The organism is Pseudomonas putida (assembly GCF_001941965.1).
In the GTDB taxonomy this organism is placed as follows: Bacteria; Pseudomonadota; Gammaproteobacteria; order Pseudomonadales; family Pseudomonadaceae; genus Aquipseudomonas; species Aquipseudomonas putida_L.
The window spans coordinates 205,719-227,634 of record NZ_MKZO01000047.1 but is presented as its reverse complement, the minus strand read 5'-3'; the positions used below and the strand labels follow the sequence as shown (position 1 = coordinate 227,634).

Below are 21,916 nucleotides of genomic sequence, written 5' to 3'. Positions count from 1 at the left end.
GGTTCCTTGCTTCAAGCATTCAGAGGCGCTGGCCGCGCAGGGTCGGGCGCTGCAGTGCGCCGGCATTGGTATTCACGCCGCGCTCGAAGAGCAGCGCGCCGTTGTCCAGGCGGCAGTCGACATGGTCGGTAAAGGCGGTTTCGACGAAGCGCCAGAGCATGTGCAGGCCCCCCGCCTCATCCCAGCGTCCGTGGGCGACCACCGGGGTCTGCTCGGGCTGGTACTGGTGGTGCAGGTAGTTGCCGGTGATGCTGGTCTGCGACTCCACGGGCTGGTGCAGACCGACACGGATGTGGTGGGTGCCGCGGTGATCGACCAGGGTGAAGTCACAGCCTTCGGCGTCGAAGGCCAGGGCAATTTCGCTGACGTGGTCCTCGTTCGGCTCCATCCGGTAGCGTCCGGCCAGTTCGGCACGAGCCGGGGAATCGCTGGCGCCTTCAAGCGCAGGCAGGCGCAAGCCGTCGATCAGCGCATCGAGTTGCGCCTGGGCCGCCTCCGGGGCCGGGTTGCAGCGGCCGAGGCCGGGAACCAGGTGCTCCCAGAGCGCCGCGTGCAGGCGCTTTTCGCCCAGGCGCAGGCCACTGGTGAAGACGATCACACTGTTCTGTTCCGGCAGCACGATGCACTGCTGGCCGAACACCCCGGAGGCGTAGTAACCGCCGTGGCGGGTCATCCACCACTGGTAGCCGTAGCCTTCGCGGCGGTTGCCGGCGCTGTTGGCGCTGTCCCGGGGCAGGTATTGTTTGCCGTCGAACTCGCCCATCCATACGTCTTCGACCTGGTTGCGCGTGGCCGCCGCGACCCACTGCGGCGAGAGCAATTGCGCGCCGTTCCACTGGCCCTGCTGCAGGTGCAGCACGCCGAACTTCAGGGAGTCCTCGGCCGTGCAGCTCAGGCCGTTACCACCACTGTTGCAGCCTTCGGGCGCCAGGTCCCAGCTGATCGGGTCCAGGCCCAGGTGGCGCAGCACGCGGTCTTCGAGCAACTGGTGCAGGGTCTGGCCGCTGACCTGGCTGACGATCGCCGAGAGCATGTAGCTGGAGGCGCTGCTGTAGATGAACGACTGCCCTGGCACGTCGTCCACCGGCTCGTCGAGAAAGGCCTTGATCCAGCTGCTCGACAGGTTGCGCCAGTCGCCGCCGGAAATACCGCGACGGTGCCCGGTGCGCATGGTCAGCAGGTCTTCGACGGTCATCGCGGCGAGGTTGGCACTGACGTGTGCCGGACAGAGTTGCGGGAAGAAATCCACCACCTTGTCGGTCAGGGCCAGGCGCCCGTCGTCGATCAGCAGGCCGATCCCGGTGGCGGTCCAGCTCTTGGTCGCCGAGTGCTGCACATGGGGCCGCCGCGCCGCATAGGGGCGCCAGTACGCCTCGCTGACCAGCGCGCCATCGCGGTACAGCAGGAAGCTGTGCAGCTCCAGTCCGGCGGCCTGCACCGTCGCGAGGAAATCGACGATGGCCTGGGGATCGACGCCCTTGTCCTGGGGCAAGGCGCGCGGGAGGGGGATGTAACTCATCAACGGATTCCTCGAACGAATCGGTGGCAGACCACCGATGTTTTTATATGCAAAATAAAACAAAGATGCGTAAATACGCTGCGGTAACGCTTGTACGGGTGTTGCCTGTCGAACACCGGGCCCTGGCCTTCGGTATGCTTCCCTCCCCCAGTCACAGGAACGACTTCGCCTCATGGCTCAACTCACCTCGCTGCAGACCAAGGTTGCCGGGCAGATCCTCTCGGCCATCGATACCGGCGACCTCGCTCCCGGCAGCCACCTGAAGGAAGTCGAGCTGGCCGAGCGCCTTGGTGTATCGCGCTCGCCGGTACGGGGTGCGCTGGCCTACCTGGCCGAACAGCAACTGATCGAACCGCTGCCGCAGCAGGGTTTTCGCGTGCCGCTGGAGCCGCGGGCGGGGCAGGCCGAGGTCAGCGAGTTGCACAACGAAGAGGACGCGCTGTACGCGCGGCTGATCGACGACCGCCTGAACCAGGCGCTGCCCGACCAGATTTCCGAAAGTGACCTGCTGCGCCGCTACGGCGCCGGCAAGAGCGTGTTGCGCCGTTGCCTGCTGCGCCTCTCCGATGAAGGCGTGATGCAGCGCAAGCACGGCCATGGCTGGCAGTTCGCGCCGACCCTGAGCGATCGCCAGACGCGTTTCGAGAGCTACCGTTTCCGCATGCTGCTGGAGCCGGCGGGGTTGCTGGAGCCGACCTTCCGCCTCAACCCGGAGCAGATGCAGCGCTGCCGGCGGCAGCAACTGGACCTGCTCGAAGGCGTGGCCGACAGCAAGCGTTTCTTCGAGAGCAACGCGCAGTTCCATGAACTGCTCGCGGCAGCCTCGGGCAACGCCTACATCCTCCAGGCGGTGCAGCAGCAGAACCGCCTGCGCCGGCTCACCGAGTTCCATTCGGTGAACAACGTCGAGCGGGTCAAGGCCTCGTGCCGCGAGCACCTGGCGATCCTCGATGCGCTGGAACAGGGCGACAACGAATGGGCCTCGACCTTGCTGCATCGCCACCTGGAAGTGGCGAGCAAGATGGGGGTGGCGCGGAGCAAGGGCTGAGCACCGGTGTTGCTCCGGTCGCCGGCAACGCCGGCCAGGAACATGCGCCACCCCGGCCATCACCAGATCGCCACGGTGTAACCGAGGATCACCCGGTTTTCGTTCATGTCACGCAGGTAGTTGGCCTGGGTCAGGGCATTGCGCCAGCGCAGCGACAGGCCCTTCAGCGGCCCGCCCTGGAACACGTAGCCGAGGTCGATGTCCCGCTCCCATTCCCGCGCCTCGCCCTCGAAGCCCTTGACCTGCGCCTGGTCGCCCTTGGCCCAGCGGGTCGAAAAGCTCAGGCCGGGAATGCCGAGGGCGGCGAAGTCGTAGTCATAGCGCGCATGCCAGGTACGTTCCCGGGTCTGCGAGAAGTTGCTCAGTTGGTACTCGGAGAACAGGAAGGTGTTAGTGCCATCCACGTAGGTGAACGGGGTGTCGCCGAACTGCTCCTGATAGCCGCCGCCGAAGGTGTGGCCCTTGTAGCTCCAGGCCAGGCGGGTACTCAGCGCGCGGTTGTCGACCTTGCCGGCAAGGCCGGCGCCGGCCTTGTCGGCGTCGAAGTAGCGCAGATCGCTTTTCAGGGTGCCGCCGCCCAGGGCAAAGCTGTGCTTGAGGCCCAGGTAGTGCTGCTGGTAGATGTCCTCCAGTTGGGCGAAGTGGTAGCTCAGCAGCAGGCTCGGGGTCAGCTTGTAGTCACCACCGACGAAGCGGAAACGGTCGCTTTTCGCCGAGCTGCGGTAGGCGCCGCTCTGGCTGGTCAGGCCCATGTCCTCGTAGTCGGTGGACTCGCGCTGGCGCACCTGGTCGATCTGCCCGCCGATCAGGGCCAGGCCGGGAATGTCGCCGGACTTGAGCTGGGTGCCGCGGAAGGTCTGCGGGAAGATCCGGCTGGTGTTCGGCTGCAGGGTCGGCAGGTCCGGCAGCAGGTGACCGCTGCGCAACTCGCTCTGGGCGAAGCGCACCTTGCCGGTCACGCCGAGCTTGGAATACTCGTCCTGGGCCCGCTTGACGTAGCTCGGCTTGCCCGGCTCGGCTTCGTTGTCCCGGGCCAGCAGGCCGGAACCGGAACGCTCCGGGCTGGAGTCGAGCTTGAGGCCGAGCATGCCCACCGCATCCACGCCAAAGCCGACGATGCCTTCGGTAAAGCCCGATTGGAGGTTGAGGGTAAAGCCCTGGGCCCATTCTTCACGCTTGGACTGGCCGGCGTCTTCGCGGTAGTCGCGGTTGAAGTAGTAGTTCTTCAGTTCCAGCGAGGCCTTGCTGTCCTTGATGAAGTCGGCATGGGCCTGCACGGAAAGCAGGCCGACACCGGTGAGCAACAGGTTGAGGTTCGGGTGTTTCATGGGTTCTGGCTCCTGGCAGTCGTTGTAGGAAGGCTGTTGTTGTTGTTTTTCGGACATGACTTGCCCCTCCACGCCGCTGCGAAGGCGGCGCGCTGGGGTTGGATCAGGGGTTCAGGTCAGCTGGCGCGGCGTATTCGGTAACTGCCGTCGTCGAGCTTCTCCAGGGGGCTGGCTGCGGCCAGCAACTGCCGGGTATACGGATGGCGCGGGGCATCGAAGACCTGCTCCCGCGTACCCACCTCGACCACCTCGCCCTGGTGCATCACCGCCACCCGATGGGCGATGCGTTCCACCGCCGAGAGGTCGTGGGAGATGAACAGGCAGGCGAAGCCGTAGCGCGCCTGGAGGCGCTCGAAGAGCTCGAGGATCTGCTTCTGGATGGTCATGTCCAGGGCCGAGATCGGCTCGTCGGCGATCACCAGCTGCGGGTGCCGCACCAGCGCCCGGCCAATCGCCACGCGCTGGCGCTGGCCGCCGGAAAGCTGGTGCGGGAAGCGCTCGGCGAAGGCTTCCGGCAGGCCGATATCGAGCATGGTCTGCGCCACCCGCTCGCGCCGCGCACTGGCGCTGAGGCCTGGTTCGTGGCGCAGCGGTTCGATCAGGATGTCGCCGATCTTCATCCGCGGGTTCAGCGAGGAGAACGGGTCCTGGAAGATCATCTGGCACTGCAGGCGATGGATACGGTTGGCGGCCTTGAGGATATCCACGCCCTTGAAGCGGATCGCCCCGGCGCAAGGTTTGACCAGACCGACCAGGGAGCGACCGAGGGTGGTCTTGCCCGACCCGCTGCCGCCCACCAGGGCAAGGGTTTCTCCCGGCGCGATGCTCAGGCTGGCGGAGTGCACCACGCGCTTGAACGCGCGCTTGCCCCAGAAATTGCTCGGCCCGGGATGTTCGATGCAGACCTGGTCGACCTCCACCAGCGGCCCCTCGCTGGCCGGCAGCGCGGGCAGTTCGCCGCGGCGCGGCAGCGCTTCGAGTAGTTGTCGGGTGTACTCGGCCTTCGGTGCCAGGAGGATATCGCCGATGGCGCCCTGCTCCACCGCCTGGCCCTGGCGCATCACCACCACCTTGTGCGCATAGCGCGCCACCAGCGACAGGTCGTGGCTGATGAACAGGATCGCCGTGCCCTGCTCCCGGGTCAGTTCCAGCATCAGCTCGATCACGTCCAGTTGCGCCAGGCAATCCAGGGCGGTGGTCGGTTCGTCGGCGATCAGCAGTTTCGGCCGCAGCAGCATCACCGAGGCGAGCATGATGCGCTGGCGCATGCCACCGGAGAACTGGTGCGGGTAGGCCTTGAGGCAGCGCTCGGCGTCGCGGATGCCGATACGCTGCAACATCACCAGGCAACGCTCGTGGATCCGCGCTTCGTCGAGGTCGGTGTGCAGGCGCAGGGCCTCGGCCATCTGCCGGCCGATGGTCAGGGCCGGGTTCAGCGAAACCATTGGCTCCTGGAACACCATGCCGATCTGCGCGCCACGAATGGCACGCATGGCCGGGGCGTCGAGACGGTTGAGGTCGCGACCCTGGAACTCCAGTTGCCCGCCGCAGACCTGCATGGGCATCGGCAACAGGCCGATGGCGGCGCGGGCGGCCATGGTCTTGCCGCTGCCGGACTCGCCGACCAGGGCGACGATCTCGCCCGGGGCCACGTCGAAACTCAGGCCGTCCACCGCCAGCGGGCCGTGCTCGCCGACGCGGATCTGCAGGTCGCGGACCCGCAACAGGGAATTTGCCGAAGACATGATCATTTCCTCATGCGCGGGTCGAGACGATCGCGCAGGGCATCGCCGAACAGGTTGATGGCAAGCAGTGCCAGGCAGATGAACAGCCCCGGGAAGATCCCCAGCCAGCTGGCCGAAGCGATGTACGGACGGCTGCTGGCGAGCATGTTGCCCCAGGTCGCCGCCGGTGGCGGCACGCCCAGGCCGAGGAAGCTCAGGGCGCTTTCCGAGAGCAGCGCCCAGCCGAACATGCTGGTGGCCAGCACGCACAGCGGGGCCAGGCAGTTGGGAGCGATATGGCGGAACATGGTGTACAGCTCGGAGTTGCCGATCACCCGCGAGGCCTCGATGAACTCCAGCTCGCGCAGCGACAGCACGCTGCCGCGCACCACCCGCACCACCGACGGCGTGTAGGCAATGCCAAGGGCCAGGACGATGCCGTACTGGCTGGCACCGATGATCGCCATGATGCCCAGGGCCATGAGGATCCCGGGAAACGCCAGCAAGGCATCGTTGAACATCATCAGCAGGCGGTCGGTCCAGCCACGCAGGTAGCCGGCGAGCATGCCGATCACGGTCCCGGCGCACACCGCGCAGCTCACCGCCAGCAGGCTGATCCACAGGCTGGTGCGGGCGCCGATCAGCAGGCGGCTGAACACGTCGCGGCCAAACTCGTCGGTGCCCAGCCAATGCACCGCCGAAGGTGCCTGGAGGCGTGACAGCAGGTCGATGCGCAGCGGATCGAACGGCGTCCACAGCAGCCCGAGCAGGGCCAGCAGGATCAGCGCCATCAATAGCGTGGCACCGATCAGCGCATTGGCCGGCGGCCAGGCCCGCGGGGCCTTGCGCGGCGCCGCGGCGGGCGCGGCCAGGGGCGCGCAGGAGGGTTTCGGACTCATAACTTCACCCTTGGGTCGAACAGTGGGTAGAGCAGATCGACGAACAGGTTGACCAGCACGTAGACGAAAGTGATCAGCAGCAGGCAGCCCTGCAGCACCGGGTAGTCGCGGGCGAAGATCGCATCGACCATCAGCCGGCCGATGCCCGGCAAGGTGAACACCGTCTCCAGCACCGCGATGCCGCCGAGCAGGTTGCCAAGGATCAGCCCGACCAGGGTCCAGGTCGGGGCAAAGGCATTGCGCAGGGCATGCCGCCACAACACCGCGCTTTCCGACAGGCCCTTGGCCCGGGCATGGGCGATGTACTCCAGGCGCAGCACCTCGATGGTGCTGGCCCGGGCCATGCGGGTGATGGCGCCGACTTCCACCAGGGTCAGGGTGACGATCGGCAGCACCAGGTAGCTCAGCGCCTGCCATGGGTCCTGGCCGAAGCTGACGTAGCCCACCACCGGCAGCCAGCCGAGCTTGATGCCGAAGGCATAGAGCAGCAGCAGGCCGAGCCAGAAACTGGGGATCGACAGCAGCAGCGTGGCGCTCATGACCAGGCCCAGGTCGAGGGCGCTGTTCTGTTTCCACGCCGCCAGCAGCCCCACCGGCACCGCGATCAGGGTCGCCAGCAGCACCGCCACCAGGACGATGCCGGCACTGACCGTGAAACGCTCGAGGATCAGCGGCAGCACCGCTTCGCGGGTGCTGATGGAGAAGCCCAGATCACCGCTGAGCACGGCCTTGAACCAGATCAGGAACTGGGTCACCAGCGAATGATCCAGACCCAGGTTGCGGCGCATGTCGGCCAGGCTCTGCGGGTCGGCCATATCACCGAGCATGAGCAGCGCCGGGTCGCCGGGAATCAGGCGGATCAGGGCGAAGACCATCAGCGAGATCAGCAGCAGGGTCGGCAGCGCCATGCCGAGTTTTTGCAGGATAAAGCGCAACATCGTCGGGCCCGCCCTACTGCGTCGCGAGGCTGACGCCCCACAACCGTGGTTTGGCCACCGGCCAGGAATGGTAGCCACGGGTGCTGTCGCGCAGCGCGCCGATCACCGTGCCGTTGTAGATGATCACCATGGGCGTGTCCTCGATCATCATTTTGTGCATCTGGTCGAACAGCACCTGGCGCTTGCCGCTGTCACGCTCGCGGATCGCCTCGCGCAGCAGTGCCTGGGCCTGCGGGTTGTCCCAGACCTTGCGCGGTTCCTTGCTTTTGTCGCCCATCAGCGAGTCGAAGCCCAGCGCCGGGTCGAGACGCGACGAATAGGAGAACGACATCATCTGGTAGTTGCCGCTCTGGTAGCGCTCCAGCTGGGTGCCCCATTCCAGGGTTTCCATCTGGATATTCAGGCCACTGGCCTGGGCCATGGCCTGGCTCAGCACGCCCATGTCGAACATCTGCTGGTAGCGCTTGTTGACGATCATCCTGATCGGCTGACCGCTGTAGCCGGCTTCCTTGAGCAGGCGCCGGGCTTCATCCGGGTCGTAGCGGTAACCCTGTTTCGCCACCTCGTCGTAGAAGGCACTGGTCTGCGGGATCGCCGAGTTGTTCGGCTGCGACAGGCCGTTGGACAGCGCCGTGACCATCTGCCCGTAGTCCAGGGAATGGGCGATGGCCTGGCGGATGCGCACGTCCTTGAGCAGCGGGTCGTTGGTCTGGAACAGCAGGCCGCAGATGGCCATGATCGGGCTCACCGAGACCCGGATCCCCGGCAGGGCCTTGAGCTCCTGGGCGTCGCTGGCAGTGACGTCCGGCAGCAGGTCGACGTTGTTCGACAGCAGCGCGGCCTTGGCCGAGGACGGATCGGGAATGATCATGAAGCGCAGGTTGTCGACCAGTGCCTGCTTGTTGCCGGTGAAACCGTCCGGCCCGGCTTCGGCGCGGGCGCTGTAGTCCTTGAAGCGCGCCAGGCGCACGTATTGGCCCGGCTTCCATTCGGCGAAGCTGAACGGACCGGTGCCGACCGGGGCTTTCCAGCTGCCGTCGGCGGCCAGGGAATCCGGGTGCAGGATGCCGGCGCCACCGCAATCGGGGCGCGACATCGAGGCAAGGAACAGGGCGTTGGGCTGATCGAGGGTGAAGACCACGGTGCGCGGGTCCGGCGTGGTGATCGCGGTGATCTTCGCCCCGCCCCGGCCATCGAATTCCGGCAGGCAGCGCCATTGGGTCTGCGGATCGAGGTAGCGCTCCCAGGTCCACTTCACTTCGGCCGAACTCAGGGTCGCGCCGTTATGGAAATGCACGCCGTCGCGCAGGGTGAAGCGGTAGCTCAGGCCGTCGTCGGAGACGTCCACGGCGCTGGCCAGCAGCGGCCCGACCGAGGCGTCCTCGCGGTGGGCCACCAGGCCCTCGACCACATGCAGGATCACCGTATCGGTGTTTTCGTCACGGTTCACACCGGGTTCGGTGCTGCGGATATCGGCCCCCAGGCCGACGCGCAGGGTGGTATCGGCCATGGCCTGCTGGGCCAGGGTGCCAAGGGCCGCAAGGCCGATCACTCGCAGGCTGCGAGCAAGGGAAGGATTACGGAAGCGATGCACGGGAGAGGTTCTCCTTCGCTGAAGGACCGGTCGTTGGCAGGCCCGGCCTAAAGGTTCTGATCATGTCGTTGTTGTTATGGCCCGAGGGTGGTCAGGGGCCAGGCGATTTTGTTTTTTTCAATTCGCCGGGACATATTCACAGCGTACAAAGACTTTGTAAATGTTTTTTTATGAATTAAAAAACAATGAAAAATACATTGCCGGCTCTTACTGCCACCCCTCCAGCCGCATCGTCGCCCGCACCAGCCGCTGCTCCTCCTGCTCGATCTCCCGCAGGTTGTTCCTGATGCTCCCCAGATGCTCCCGCGCCGCCCGTTGCGCCTGCTCCGGCAACTGCTCCATCACCGCGTGGTACAGGCGCGCGTGCTGGCGATCGATCTGGCGTTTCTGCGCCGGGCGGCAATAGAGGTTGTTCACCGAGGCGAACACCGTGCTGAGCATCAGGTCGTTGAGCCCCTGCAACGTGTGCACCAGCACCGGGTTGTGCGAGGCCTCGCTGATGGCGCGGTGGAAGGCGTGATCGAGACGGGCCTGCTCGCGGGCATCCTGCTCCTCGGAACCGACCATTTCATCGAAACGCCGCTTGATCAGCAGGCGGTCGACATCAGTAGCGCGCAACGCCGCCAGCCGCGCCGACTCCCCTTCCAGCAGCGCCCGCACCTCCAGCAGGTCGAACAGCGTGCGCGGCTGCGAGGCGAACAGGTGCATCAGCGGCGTGGTGTCGTCGGCCCGGCTCAGGTCGGCGACATAGGAGCCACGCCCATGTTCGGTCTCGACGATGCCGCGCCCGCGCAGGATGCGCAGCCCCTCGCGCAAGGCCGAGCGCGAACAGCCCAGCTTGTCCACCAGGCGCCGCTCCGAAGGCAGCGCCTGGCCGACCTTGAGCACCCCATCGACGATCAGCTTCTCGATACGCTCGGCCACCTGGTCGGCGACCTGCTTCTTGCCCGCAGTGGAATCGGCCATCGGATGACGCTCCGAAACTGGTAGGACCAGTATGAATCTGACGATGATTTTTGCCCGGAGTGTATGGGCAGAATCTTTGAGATAGCCACCTGTCTCTGTAGATCTTCGGAAAAACTGGTAGGACCAGTTCGCTCCCCGGTCGACGGACAAGCGCACGGACGAGCAGTCTGCAAGGCGTTCACCCCATAACAAGAATGGATGCCCCAGCCCGATGAACATCCTCTACGACGAACGCGTGGACGGCGCCCTCCCCGCCGTCGACAAGCCGCGCCTGCTGGCGCAATTGCGCCAGGCCCTGCCCGATCTGGAAATACTCCACAGCACCGAAGACCTGCGGCCCTACGAGTGCGATGGCCTGTCCGCCTACCGCGTGGTGCCGCTGCTGGTGGTCCTGCCGGAGCGCATCGAGCAGGTACAGACTCTGCTGCGCCTGTGCCACGCCAACCAGGTGCCGGTGGTGGCCCGTGGCGCCGGGACCGGCCTGTCCGGCGGCGCCCTGCCCCTGGAAAAGGGCATCCTCCTGGTGATGGCGCGCTTCAACCGGATCATCGAGGTCAACCCGCAGGGCCGCTTCGCCCGGGTCCAGCCCGGGGTGCGCAACCTGGCAATTTCCCAGGCCGCCGCGCCCCACGGCCTGTACTACGCCCCCGATCCGTCTTCGCAGATCGCCTGCTCCATCGGCGGCAATGTCGCCGAGAACGCCGGCGGCGTGCATTGCCTGAAGTACGGGCTGACCGTGCACAACCTGCTGCGGGTCGACATCCTCACCGTCGAGGGCGAGCCCCTGACCCTGGGCAGCGATGCCCTGGACTCGCCGGGCTTCGACCTGCTGGCGCTGTTCACCGGCTCCGAAGGCATGCTCGGCATCGTCACCGAGGTCACCGTCAAGCTGCTGCCCAAACCGCAGGTGGCGCGGGTGCTGCTGGCCAGCTTCGATTCGGTGGAACTGGCCGGGCGGGCGGTGGCCGATATCATCGCCGCCGGCATCATCCCCGGTGGCCTGGAAATGATGGACAACCTGTCGATCCGCGCCGCCGAGGACTTTATCCACGCCGGCTACCCGGTGGACGCCGCGGCCATGCTCCTGTGCGAACTGGACGGGGTCGAGGCGGATGTCCATGAGGACTGTGCGCGGGTCGATGCGGTACTGCGCCAGGCCGGCGCCACCGAGGTGCGCCTGGCCCGGGACGAAGCCGAGCGCGTGCGCTTCTGGGCCGGACGCAAGAACGCCTTCCCCGCCGTAGGGCGCATCTCTCCGGACTACTACTGCATGGACGGCACCATTCCGCGCCGCGAACTGCCGGCGGTGCTGCGCGGAATCGAGGAACTGTCGCGGGAGTTCGACCTGCGGGTGGCCAATGTCTTCCATGCCGGCGACGGCAATATGCACCCGCTGATCCTCTTCGACGCCAACCAGCCCGGCGAGCTGGAGCGGGCCGAAGCCCTGGGCGCGAAGATCCTCGAACTGTGCGTGGCGGTGGGCGGCAGCATCACCGGCGAGCACGGCGTTGGCCGGGAAAAGATCAACGCCATGTGCGCCCAGTTCAGCAGCGAGGAAATCACCCTGTTCCACGCGGTCAAGCACGCCTTCGATCCCAAGGGCCTGCTCAACCCCGGCAAGAACATCCCCACCCTGCACCGCTGCGCCGAGTTCGGCTCGATGCATATCCACCAGGGCAAGCTGCCCTTCCCGGAACTGGAGCGTTTCTGATGAGCCTCGATCACGATGACAGCACGGCGCTGCTGGAACAGGTCAACCAGGCGCTGAACGCCGGCAATGCCTTGCGTATCCAGGGCGGCAATACCAAGGCCCTGCTGGGGCGCCACACCAGCGGCGAGGTGCTGGACACCCGCAGCCATCGCGGCATCGTCAGCTATGACCCAACCGAACTGGTGCTGAGCGCCCGGGCCGGCACGCCGCTGGCGGAGATCGAAGCGGCGCTGGAGGCCGAGGGGCAGATGCTGCCGTTCGAACCACCGCATTTCGGCGCCGGGGCGACCATTGGCGGTGCCATCGCCAGCGACCTGTCGGGGCCGCGTCGGCCCTGGTCCGGTTCGGCGCGGGACTATGTGCTCGGCACCCGCGTCATCACCGGCCACGGCAAGCTCCTGCGCTTTGGCGGCGAGGTGATGAAGAACGTCGCCGGCTACGACCTGTCGCGCCTGCTGGCGGGCAGCTTCGGTTGCCTGGGCGTACTCGCCGAAGTCTCGCTCAAGGTGCTGCCGAAACCACGCACCTGCGTCAGCCTCAAGCTGGAAATGGGCGCCGCCGAGGCCCTGTGCGAACTGGCCGAGTGGGGCCAGCAACCGATCCCGATCAGCGCCGCCTGCCACGACGGCGAACACCTGCACCTGCGCCTGGAAGGCGGCGAAGGCTCGGTGAAATCCGCCTGCCAGCGCCTCGGCGGCGAGCACATCGACAGCGGCTACTGGACGCAACTGCGCGAGCAGCAATTGCCGTTCTTCGCCAGCACCCGGCCACTGTGGCGACTGTCCGTGCCCAACAACACCGGGTTACTGGATCTGCCAGGCCAGCAGTTGCTGGACTGGGCCGGGGCGCAGCGCTGGTTGCTATCGGAGGCGCCTGCGGAAGATATCCGCCGCGTGGTGAGTGCGGCGGGCGGTCACGCGACCCGTTACGGGCCTCACGACTCACCGTTCCAGCCCTTGCCGGCGCTGCTGTTGCGCTATCACCAGAACCTGAAAAAGCAGCTCGATCCCCAGGGCATCTTCAACCCTGGCCGACTGTACGCGGAGGTCTGAGACGCCATGCAAACCCATCTGAGCGAACAGGCCAAGCGCCTGCCCCGCGCCGCCGAAGCCGAACGTATCCTGCGCTCCTGCGTGCACTGCGGATTCTGCACCGCCACCTGCCCGACCTACCAATTGATGGGCGACGAGCTGGATGGCCCGCGCGGGCGCATCTACCTGATCAAGCAGGTGCTGGAAGGCCAGGACGTGACTGCCAGCACCCGGGAACACCTGGATCGCTGCCTGTCCTGCCGCAACTGCGAAACCACCTGCCCGTCCGGGGTGGAGTACCACAACTTGCTGGATATCGGCCGGGCGGTGGTCGAAGAGCAGGTGCCACGCGGTCTTGGCGAGCGCCTGTTGCGCCAGGGGCTGAGAGCGCTGGTGCCGAACCCCGTGGTGTTCAAGGCGCTGGCCCGCACCGGGCAGGTGTTCCGCCCGTTGCTGCCGGAAAGCCTGAAAGCCAAGCTGCCCCGCCATCCGGTTGCGGCCAAGGCGCGTCCGCTGAGCCAGCATCCACGCAAGGTGCTGATGCTGGAAGGTTGCGTGCAGCCGTCGCTGTCGCCCAATACCAATGCGGCGGCGGCGCGGGTGCTGGATCGGCTGGGCATCTCCGTCGTCGCGGCGAAGGAAGCTGGCTGCTGTGGCGCCATCGACTATCACCTGAATGCCCAGGAACAAGGGCTGCAGCGGGCACGGCGGAATATCGATGCCTGGTGGCCGGCGATCGAGGCCGGCGCGGAGGCGATCGTGCAGACCGCCAGTGGTTGCGGTGCCTTCGTGCGGGATTACGGGCACCTGCTGGAAAACGATCCGGCCTATGCGGCCAAGGCGGCGCGGGTCAGCGAACTGAGCCGGGACCTGGCCCAGGTGCTGGGTGCCGAGCCGGTGGAGCGCCTGGGAATTCACGCCGAACGGCGCCTGGCGTTCCACTGCCCTTGCACCTTGCAGCATGCGTTGAAGCTGGGCGGTGCGGTGGAAAGCATTCTCCAGCGCCTGGGCTTCAGCCTGACCGCCGTGAGTGACGGGCACCTGTGCTGCGGCTCGGCGGGAACCTACTCGCTGACCCAGCCGGAGCTGTCACGGCGCTTGCGGGATAACCGCCTGAATGCCCTGGAGGCCGGCAATCCGGAGGTGATCGTCACCGCCAATATCGGCTGCCAGACCCACCTCGACGGGGCCGGGCGAACGCCGGTGCGGCACTGGATAGAGCTAGTAGAAGAAGCATTGGCATAAGCAACGCGGACCCTGTGGGAGCGGGTTTACCCGCGATTGCGATGCTGAATTCACTGATGTCATCGCGGGTGAACCCGCTCCCACAGGGCCCGCGTATCGCTCTCGAACGTCGAAAAAGGAGAACCCCCATGCAACAAAAAGCAGTCCTGGAAAACACCGACGCCACCCGCCTCCTCGCCGCCGCCCGCGACGAGGCCCGGCGCAACGGCTGGAACGTGAGCATCGCCATCGTCGACGACGGCGGCCATCTCCTGGCCCTGGAACGCCTCGACGGCAGCGCACCGATCAGCGCCTACATCGCCACCGAAAAAGCCCGCTCGGCCGCCCTGGGCCGACGCGAAACCAAAGGCTACGAGGAGATGGTCAACAACGGCCGCACCGCCTTCGTTAGCGCCCCGCTGCTGACCTCGCTGGAAGGCGGCGTTCCGGTCCGCTTCGAGGGCCAGGTGATCGGCGCCGTCGGCGTGTCCGGCGTGAAGTCGGAACAGGATGCACAGGTCGCGGCAGCAGGTGTCGCCGCGCTTTGAACCCAACATGTCCCAAGGAGTACTGGCCGTGACCCAGCGTATTGCCAGCCACCGGTTGCAGGTGGCGGAAAACCTCAAGCGATTCATCGATGACGAAGCCCTGCCGGGTACCGGGGTCGATGCCACAGCGTTCTGGAGCGGCTTCGACCGGCTGGTCCACGATCTCGCCCCGAAGAACCGCGCCCTGCTGGCCGAGCGGGATCGCCTGCAAACCCTGCTGGACACCTGGCACACCGAGCACCCGGGGCCGGTCACGGACCTGCCGGGCTACCAGGCGTTTCTCGAAGAGATCGGCTACCTGGTGCCGCAACCGGCGAACGTGAAAGTCGCCACCGCCAAGGTCGACCACGAAATCACCACCCAGGCCGGCCCGCAGTTGGTCGTTCCGGTGATGAATGCCCGCTATGCCCTGAACGCAGCCAACGCCCGCTGGGGCTCGCTGTACGACGCGCTGTATGGCACCGATATGCTCAGCGAAGCGGATGGCGCACAGAAAAGCGGCGGCTATAACCCGCAGCGCGGCGCGAAGGTGGTGGCCTGGGCCAAGGCGTTCCTCGACCAGGTGTTTGCCCTCGAAGGTGCGTCGCACACGGAGGCCGTGGCCTATCGCGTGGCTGCCGGGGAACTGAAGGTCGCGCTTGCCGATGGCCGTGACACGGGGCTGAGCAAACCCGGGCAGTTCGCCGGTTATCAGGGCAGCGCCGAAGCCCCAGGCGCGGTGCTGCTGCAAAACCACGCCCTGCATATCGAAGTGCAGATCGACCACGACAGCCCCATCGGCGCCACCGACCCCGCCGGGGTCAAGGACCTGCTGGTGGAGTCGGCCATCAGCACGATCATGGACTGCGAGGACTCGGTGGCGGCCGTGGATGCCGACGACAAGGTGCTGGTCTACCGCAACTGGCTGGGCCTGATGAAAGGCGAGCTGAGCGAATCGGTGAGCAAGGGCGGCAAGACCTTCTCCCGCACCCTCAACCCCGATCGCCGCTACCACGGGCGTGACGGCGCGGAACTGACCCTGCCTGGTCGCTCGCTGCTGTTCGTGCGCAATGTCGGCCACCTGATGAGCAACCCGGCGATTCTCGACGAGGCCGGCCGGGAGATCCCCGAAGGCATTCTCGACGCGGTGGTCACCAGCCTCGCCGCCGTGCACGACCTGCAGCGCAAGGGCAACTCGCGGACCGGCAGCGTCTATATCGTCAAGCCGAAGATGCACGGCCCGCAGGAAGTCGCCTTCGCCAACGAACTCTTCGGCCGCGTCGAGGACCTCCTCGGCCTGCCCCGCCACATCCTGAAAATGGGCATCATGGACGAGGAGCGGCGCACCAGCGTCAACCTCAAGGCCTGTATCGCCGAGGCGGCGCAGCGGGTGGTGTTCATCAACACCGGCTTCCTCGACCGCACCGGCGACGAGATGCACAGCGCCATGCAGGCCGGGGCCATGCTGCGCAAGGGCGACATGAAGGGCAGCGCCTGGATCCAGGCCTATGAGCGCAGCAACGTGCTGGTCGGTCTGGCTTGCGGGCTGCGTGGGCGGGCGCAGATCGGCAAGGGCATGTGGGCCATGCCGGACTTGATGGCGGCCATGTACGAACAGAAGATCGCCCACCCGCAGGCCGGCGCCAACACCGCCTGGGTGCCCTCGCCCACCGCCGCGACCCTGCATGCCCTGCACTACCACCAGGTGGATGTGCAGCAGGTTCAGGCCGGGCTCGAAGCCATCGATGCGGACGCCGAGCGCGGGGCGTTGCTGCACGGGTTGCTCAGTGTTCCGGTCAGTGCCGGGCGCGATTGGAGTGCGGCGGATATCCAGGCGGAGCTGGACAACAACTGCCAGGGCATCCTCGGTTATGTGGTGCGCTGGGTGGAACAGGGCGTGGGGTGCTCCAAGGTGCCGGATATCCATGATGTCGGGCTGATGGAAGACCGTGCGACCTTGCGCATCTCGGCGCAGCATATTGCCAACTGGCTGCACCATGGGGTGGTGGGTGCCGGGCAGGTGCGCGAGACGCTGGAGCGCATGGCGGCGGTGGTGGACGGGCAGAATGCCGGGGATCCGGCGTACCGGCCGATGGCGCCGGGGTTCGAGGCGTCCCATGCATTCCGCGCGGCCTGTGACCTGGTGTTCAAGGGGGTGGAGCAGCCGAGCGGGTATACCGAGCCGTTGTTGCATGAATGGCGGCGCAGGTTCAAGGAGGAAGTCAGTCAGTAATCATGGGGTGTTGCTGATGGCCCTATCGCTGGCAAGCCAGCTCCCACAGGGTACGCGTACCTGTGGGAGCTGGCTTGCCAGCGATAGGGCCAGTACTGTCATCACAAATGCCCGCTACTGCTGACAATCCGCAACGACAACGCTTCATACGGATCCAGGTTGATCAGCAACCGTCCATCCTCCCGCAAATCCCCCTCCAGCGTCTCACCCAGCATGTCCACCACAGGCCCCGGAGTGAAGCCCTCCAGCACGATCTCCTCGGCGATTACCTCGTTGCCGAAGTTCAGCGCCGTCAGCTGCGTGCCCTTCCCCGCCGGCAACTCATGCACCATCACCAGCAACCCCGGATGCTGCACCTCCGGCACCAGCACCTGGCGACTGGCGGCGATGCCATAGGCCTGACGTACCGCGAGCACCTTCTTCACCCGGCTGGCAAAGGAGTCCGCCTGCTGCAACTGGCTGGCCAGGCTGCCGTACAACGAGCGCGCTCGCGGCATGCCGCGCAACGATTCCCCGGCCTCCGGCGCCAGATCCACCAGGTCGTAGCCGCCGCGATGAATCCAGCGGGTATCGCCATCGCCCATGCGCTCGGCCACCTCTTCGGCGGCCAGCGGCAAGGCCCCGACCAGGTCCCAGCCGGACAGCGCCACCACCCCCGGCTGCATGGCGTTGTAGATCACCAGCAGCAGGTGAATCTTCTGGATCAGCGCCAGCTCTTCACTGCCGATCTGCGCCAGGTCACGAATCCCCAGCGCCGCCGTAATGATGCTGACAGTGGTGCAGGACACGCCATTGGTGACGAAACGCAAATTGTACGGCGCATGCTCGCCGGACAGGCGCTCGTACATTTCCTCGCGGATATGCTCGCGCAGGATGCTGCCGGGGAAGGTCTGGCCCTTGTAGAGGAACATGTCGTTGGCGTGCAGGGTCCAGAAATGCACCAGTTCGATGGTCAGTTCGTCATGATTCTGCAGGGCATGGATCAGCGAGGCCGGGTCGATGCCGAAACGCTGCATCTCGCCGAGCATCAGGCGCAGGAAGCTGGTGTCACCGGTCAGCAGCGCATGCTGGTAGGCCGGGCGGGTGACGAAGTCATAGGACAGGTCGGCGCCGCCCCTGGACATCTGGGCGATATCGTCGAGGGTCAGGTTGAGCTCCTGGAAGCTGAAGGCGCCGGCCTTGCGGATCATGCCGCCGAGGATCTGGTTGCCGGTCAGGGACAGCGGGTGGCTTTCCGACCAGGCGGTGTCGTTGGGGCGCATCTCCACGCCAAGGAAACCGTTGGCATCCAGGCGCAACCCACGGGCGCCCAGGCAGTCGATGGCATGCAGGGCATCGCCGATGATCAGTTGCTGGGCGGCGAAGGTCGGGTCGAGCCAGTTGAGGGACGGCTGGCCTTCCTTGAAGTAGTGCAGGTACACCCAGCGCCGGGTCTTGCCATCGCTGCCCACCACCGGCGGCGTCGCGCTCCAGTCGGTTTCCTTGACCCCGGGCTCGAAGAAGATCACCCGCTGCAGCTGGCCGACGATGTACTGGCGCTGCTTGAGTTCGTCGCACTGGGCCGGGCTGAGGTTGACCGCGTCGCGGCCCTCGGGCACCTCAGGCAGCAGGCCCCAGTCTTCCTCGCGGATCTCGACCATATGGTAGATGCCGGGGTATTCCCCGTGGCCCATCTCCGCCAGGCGGAAGTCGGCGCCCTTGCCGGTGTGGGAGGGAATCAGGTCGTCGATGGTCACCGCATTGTGCGCCGCCGCCATGCGGCTCAGGTGCACCAGTTGCTCCTCGCTGCCGTAGAGCGGATCGATATCGAAGCTGATGCGGTCGAAATTGCCATCGACGCTGGGGGTGAATTCACGGCCGCTGATACCGCCCGAGCGCTTGATCGGGCCGGTGTGGATGCCCTGCACGCCGAGTTCGGACAGGGCTTTCCACAGGCTGTCGGCGCCGAGGGCGTCGAGCACGCTGGCATCCTCGGGGCCGATGATGGAATCGGGGTAGACCGTCAGCCACACCGAGGCGATCTCGATGGCCCGCCGCGGCCGCGCCTCGGCATAGGGGTTCATCCACAAGCGGGACTGGCCGGCATAGCTCCGCGCCCGCTCCCGGGCCGCCTTGAGCATGGATTGCGCCTCCAGCCATTCCACGTAGTCGCCTTTTGCGGCCGTCATCACTACCTCCTTAGCAGCAGGGTCATTGCTAACTCTGACGGCGTGGAGGCGGAAACGTTCTGGTTGACAACGATGATGGCCTGGGACCATTAAGGACCCTTTGCCAAAACAGGAAGTCCACCATGTTCAACGCACTGTTGGTCGAAAAAGAACCCGCCTACGCCACCCGCCTGGCGCAACTGGACGATGAGCGCCTGCCCGAGGGCGATGTCACCGTTCGCGTGGCCTACAGCACCCTGAACTTCAAGGATGCCCTGGCGATTACCGGGCAGAGCCCGGTGGTCCGGCAGTTTCCGCTGGTGCCGGGGATCGACCTGGCGGGGACGGTGGAACAGAGTTCGCATCCGCGCTACAAGGCCGGCGATCGGGTGTTGCTCAATGGCTGGGGCGTCGGCGAGAACCACTGGGGCGGCCTGGCGCAAAAGGCCCGGCTCAATGGAGACTGGCTAATCCCCCATCCCGAAGCCTTCAGCGAGCGTCAGAGCATGGCCATCGGCACCGCCGGCTACACCGCCATGCTCTGCCTGATGGCGCTGGAGCGGCATGGCCTGAATCCCAATGACGGCCCGGTGCTGGTGACCGGTGCCAGTGGCGGCGTTGGCAGCTTTGCGATCAGCCTGCTGGCGGGGCGCGGGTATTCGGTGATCGCGGCCACGGGCAAGGCCAATGAGGCGGACTACCTGAAGCGCCTGGGTGCCGGCAGCGTGATCGACCGTGCCGAGCTGTCCGAACCGGGCCGGCCATTGGCCAAGGAGCGCTGGGCGGCGGCCATCGACTCGGTGGGCAGCCATACCCTGGCCAACGTCTGCGCCGCGACCCGGGCCGAAGGTGCAGTGGCCGCCTGCGGGCTGGCCCAGGGGATGGACCTGCCGGCCACAGTGGCGCCGTTTATCCTGCGTGGGGTGAGCCTGCTCGGGGTGAACAGCGTGACCCAGCCCTATGCGCGGCGGGTCGAGGCCTGGGAGCGGTTGGGGAGCAGTGTCAGTGCCGAGCAGCTGGAGCTGATTACCGAGGAGATCGGGTTGGGGGATGCCATCGAGGCGGCGGCGCGGTTGTTGCGGGGTGAGGTTCGTGGGCGGATCGTGGTGGATGTGAATCGCTGACAGTCCCGGAACCTGGTTGTTTTTGCGGGCCTCATCGCTGGCAAGCCAGCTCCCACAGGGTTCGGCAGCGCCGCGGACACTGTGGGAGCTGGCTTGCCAGCGATGAGGCCCTCTGGAGCGAAGCCGCTTCCGGATCGATCACCCAACCGCCAGGCGGTCGAGCCCGGCACGCAGATCGCGCTTGAGGTCCTCCATGCCTTCCAGCCCTATCTGCAACCGCAACGCCAACCCATCCGGCGCCCAGCGGGTCGCCGTGCGGTAGCTGCGGCAATCGAAGGGAATGATCAGGCTCTCGAACCCGCCCCAGGAATAGCCCATGCCGAACAGCGCCAGGTTGTCCAGCATATGGGCGAGGTTCGCCTTGCTGTAGCCGGGCTTGAGGATCACCGAGAACAGGCCGGTGGAACCGCTGAAATCACGCTTCCAGATCTCATGCCCCGGACACTCCGGGAAGGCCGGGTGCAGCACCGTGGCGACCTCGGGCTGCGCCGCCATCCAGTGGGCCATTTCCAGGCCCCGGCGCTGGGCCTCTTCCAGGCGCAGGTGCAGGGTACGCAGGCCACGCAGGGCCAGGAAGCAATCCTCGGCCCCCGGCAGCATGGCCATGGCGTCGTAGGTCTTGCGCAGGGCCGGCCAGGTTTCGGCATTGGCCGTGACCAGCCCCATCAGCAGGTCGGAATGCCCGCCGAGGTACTTGGTCCCCGCCTCCACCGCCAGGTCGCAGCCGTGCTCGTGGGCGCGGAAGAACACCGGCGTGGCCCAGGTGTTGTCGAGGATGGTCTTGATCCCCCGGGCCTTCGCCACGGCGGTGATGGCCGGGACGTCCTGGACTTCGAAAGTCTGCGAGCCGGGGGACTCGAGGAAGATGGTCGAGGTGTTGGGCTTGAGCAATTCGGTGATATTGGCGCCGACCAGCGGGTCGTAGTAGGTCACCTCGACGCCGAACTTCTTCACCAGGTTCTCGCACAGCATGCGGGTCGGCTGGTAGGTGGAGTCAGGCATCAGCAGGTGGTCGCCGCTTTTCAGCGTGGTGAACAGCGCCAGGGCCAGGGCGCCGAGCCCCGACGGCGACATCACCGTGCCCGCCGCCCCGGACAGTTCGCTCCAGGCCTTTTCCAGGGCTTCGATGGTCGGCGTGCCCTTGGTCCCGTAGGTGTAGCGGCCGCGGTTCGCTTCCAGATCGGCCAGGGTCTTGAACACCACGGTGGAACCGCGGAACACCGGCATATTGACGAAGCCGTGCTGCATGTCGTGATCGCGGCCCAGGCGGGTCAGTTGCGTCGCGAGGGAAAACTCGTCGTTGGAATCGGTCATCAGAGGCTCATGATCATTTCATGCCAGGACATGCCGCCATGCTCGGACGGCGACGGTTGTACGTACTGATAGCCCATCCGGCGATACAAATCGACATGCTGTTGCTTGCACATCAGATGGATGGTGGCCTTGTTCAGGACCTTCATCTGCCGGACGAATTCCGTCATCAGCGCCTTGGCGTAGCCCTTGCCCTGGAAGGCCGGGTCCACCACCACCGACATGATCACCACATTGGGCGCTGCCGGATCGTGGCCGACCAGTTCCTTGAAGGCCTCGTCGGACATCACCACCTCGTGGGCGCAGCCGCTGTTGATGAAGCCGGCGACCTGGCCGTCCACTTCGAGAATCAGGAAGCCCTGCGGGTACTCGCCGATACGGGTGCGGATCTTCTCCAGGGTCGCGGCCTCGTCGCCCTCGTAGGCGCCGGTTTCGATGGCGAAGCAGCGTTCGGCGTCGGCGGGGAGCGGGTGGCGGAAATGCAGGGTGGACATGAGTGAGGCTCCTGGCTAAGGCGGGCGAGGTGCCTATGGTAAAGCAGATGTCGTCTGATAGGGCCTAATCGCTGGCAAGCCAGCTCCCACAGGTCTAC

Annotated in this window: 17 protein-coding genes; 7 read left to right on the top strand and 10 right to left on the bottom strand. The window is 66.1% G+C overall.

What is annotated here, in order from left to right:
* Nucleotides 1-19: 19 nt before the first annotated feature.
* Nucleotides 20-1,519 (bottom strand): serine hydrolase domain-containing protein, encoded by a 1,500-nt coding sequence (locus tag PSEMO_RS24400; protein WP_064303937.1) that lies wholly within the window; start codon nt 1,517-1,519, stop codon nt 20-22.
* Between the two features lie 172 nt (nt 1,520-1,691).
* Here PSEMO_RS24400 and PSEMO_RS24395 point away from each other — a divergent pair, with 172 nt between their 5' ends.
* Entirely contained in the window at nt 1,692-2,567 is an 876-nt protein-coding gene (locus PSEMO_RS24395; RefSeq protein ID WP_064303938.1) for a GntR family transcriptional regulator, read from the top strand.
* Nucleotides 2,568-2,626: 59 nt separating this feature from the next.
* On the opposite strand, the gene PSEMO_RS24390 is transcribed toward PSEMO_RS24395, so the two are convergent.
* The 6 genes from PSEMO_RS24390 to glcC form a co-directional block, all read right to left on the bottom strand.
* Nucleotides 2,627-3,895 carry an OprD family porin gene (locus PSEMO_RS24390; protein ID WP_075805500.1) on the bottom strand — a complete coding sequence of 423 codons (1,269 nt, stop codon included), beginning with the start codon at nt 3,893-3,895 and terminating at the stop codon, nt 2,627-2,629.
* Between the two features lie 116 nt (nt 3,896-4,011).
* Complete coding sequence (locus PSEMO_RS24385; RefSeq protein ID WP_075805499.1) at nt 4,012-5,640, bottom strand: ABC transporter ATP-binding protein; 1,629 nt, start codon at nt 5,638-5,640, stop codon at nt 4,012-4,014.
* Nucleotides 5,641-5,642: 2 nt separating this feature from the next.
* Entirely contained in the window at nt 5,643-6,518 is an 876-nt protein-coding gene (locus PSEMO_RS24380; protein ID WP_075805498.1) for an ABC transporter permease, read from the bottom strand.
* Nucleotides 6,515-7,456, bottom strand: a complete 942-nt coding sequence (locus tag PSEMO_RS24375; protein ID WP_075805497.1) for an ABC transporter permease — start codon at nt 7,454-7,456, stop codon at nt 6,515-6,517. The genes PSEMO_RS24380 and PSEMO_RS24375 overlap by 4 nt, the downstream gene beginning before the upstream one ends.
* A 13-nt stretch (nt 7,457-7,469) precedes the next feature.
* Nucleotides 7,470-8,966, bottom strand: a complete 1,497-nt coding sequence (locus PSEMO_RS24370; protein WP_075805618.1) for an ABC transporter substrate-binding protein — start codon at nt 8,964-8,966, stop codon at nt 7,470-7,472.
* Nucleotides 8,967-9,257: 291 nt separating this feature from the next.
* A complete protein-coding gene (gene glcC / locus PSEMO_RS24365; RefSeq protein WP_075805496.1) occupies nt 9,258-10,016 on the bottom strand; it encodes a transcriptional regulator GlcC in 759 nt (252 codons plus the stop codon).
* 211 nt (nt 10,017-10,227) lie between these two features.
* Between glcC and glcD the strand changes: the two genes are divergently transcribed.
* The 5 genes from glcD to PSEMO_RS24340 all read left to right on the top strand — a co-directional run bounded on the left by glcD (nt 10,228) and on the right by PSEMO_RS24340 (nt 16,742).
* Nucleotides 10,228-11,727 carry a glycolate oxidase subunit GlcD gene (gene glcD / locus PSEMO_RS24360; protein ID WP_075805495.1) on the top strand — a complete coding sequence of 500 codons (1,500 nt, stop codon included), beginning with the start codon at nt 10,228-10,230 and terminating at the stop codon, nt 11,725-11,727.
* Nucleotides 11,727-12,779, top strand: a complete 1,053-nt coding sequence (gene glcE / locus PSEMO_RS24355) for a glycolate oxidase subunit GlcE (RefSeq protein WP_075805494.1) — start codon at nt 11,727-11,729, stop codon at nt 12,777-12,779. Before glcD ends, glcE begins: the two co-directional genes overlap by 1 nt.
* A 6-nt stretch (nt 12,780-12,785) precedes the next feature.
* A complete protein-coding gene (gene glcF / locus PSEMO_RS24350; protein WP_075805493.1) occupies nt 12,786-14,003 on the top strand; it encodes a glycolate oxidase subunit GlcF in 1,218 nt (405 codons plus the stop codon).
* Between the two features lie 128 nt (nt 14,004-14,131).
* A complete protein-coding gene (locus tag PSEMO_RS24345; RefSeq protein WP_075805492.1) occupies nt 14,132-14,530 on the top strand; it encodes a heme-binding protein in 399 nt (132 codons plus the stop codon).
* Between the two features lie 28 nt (nt 14,531-14,558).
* The gene (locus PSEMO_RS24340) at nt 14,559-16,742 is read left to right on the top strand and encodes a malate synthase G (RefSeq protein WP_075805491.1); all 2,184 of its coding nucleotides are present in this window, start codon (nt 14,559-14,561) and stop codon (nt 16,740-16,742) included.
* Between the two features lie 101 nt (nt 16,743-16,843).
* Here the strand turns inward: PSEMO_RS24340 and treS are convergent, their stop codons facing one another.
* Complete coding sequence (treS, locus tag PSEMO_RS24335) at nt 16,844-18,910, bottom strand: maltose alpha-D-glucosyltransferase (RefSeq protein WP_075805490.1); 2,067 nt, start codon at nt 18,908-18,910, stop codon at nt 16,844-16,846.
* Between the two features lie 122 nt (nt 18,911-19,032).
* Here treS and acuI point away from each other — a divergent pair, with 122 nt between their 5' ends.
* A complete protein-coding gene (acuI, locus tag PSEMO_RS24330) occupies nt 19,033-20,013 on the top strand; it encodes an acrylyl-CoA reductase (NADPH) (protein ID WP_075805489.1) in 981 nt (326 codons plus the stop codon).
* A 138-nt stretch (nt 20,014-20,151) separates the two neighbouring features.
* Here acuI and metC read toward each other — a convergent pair whose 3' ends face one another.
* Nucleotides 20,152-21,327 (bottom strand): cystathionine beta-lyase, encoded by a 1,176-nt coding sequence (metC, locus tag PSEMO_RS24325; RefSeq protein ID WP_075805488.1) that lies wholly within the window; start codon nt 21,325-21,327, stop codon nt 20,152-20,154.
* Complete coding sequence (locus PSEMO_RS24320) at nt 21,327-21,818, bottom strand: GNAT family N-acetyltransferase (RefSeq protein ID WP_075805487.1); 492 nt, start codon at nt 21,816-21,818, stop codon at nt 21,327-21,329. The genes metC and PSEMO_RS24320 overlap by 1 nt, the downstream gene beginning before the upstream one ends.
* Nucleotides 21,819-21,916: the final 98 nt, after the last annotated feature.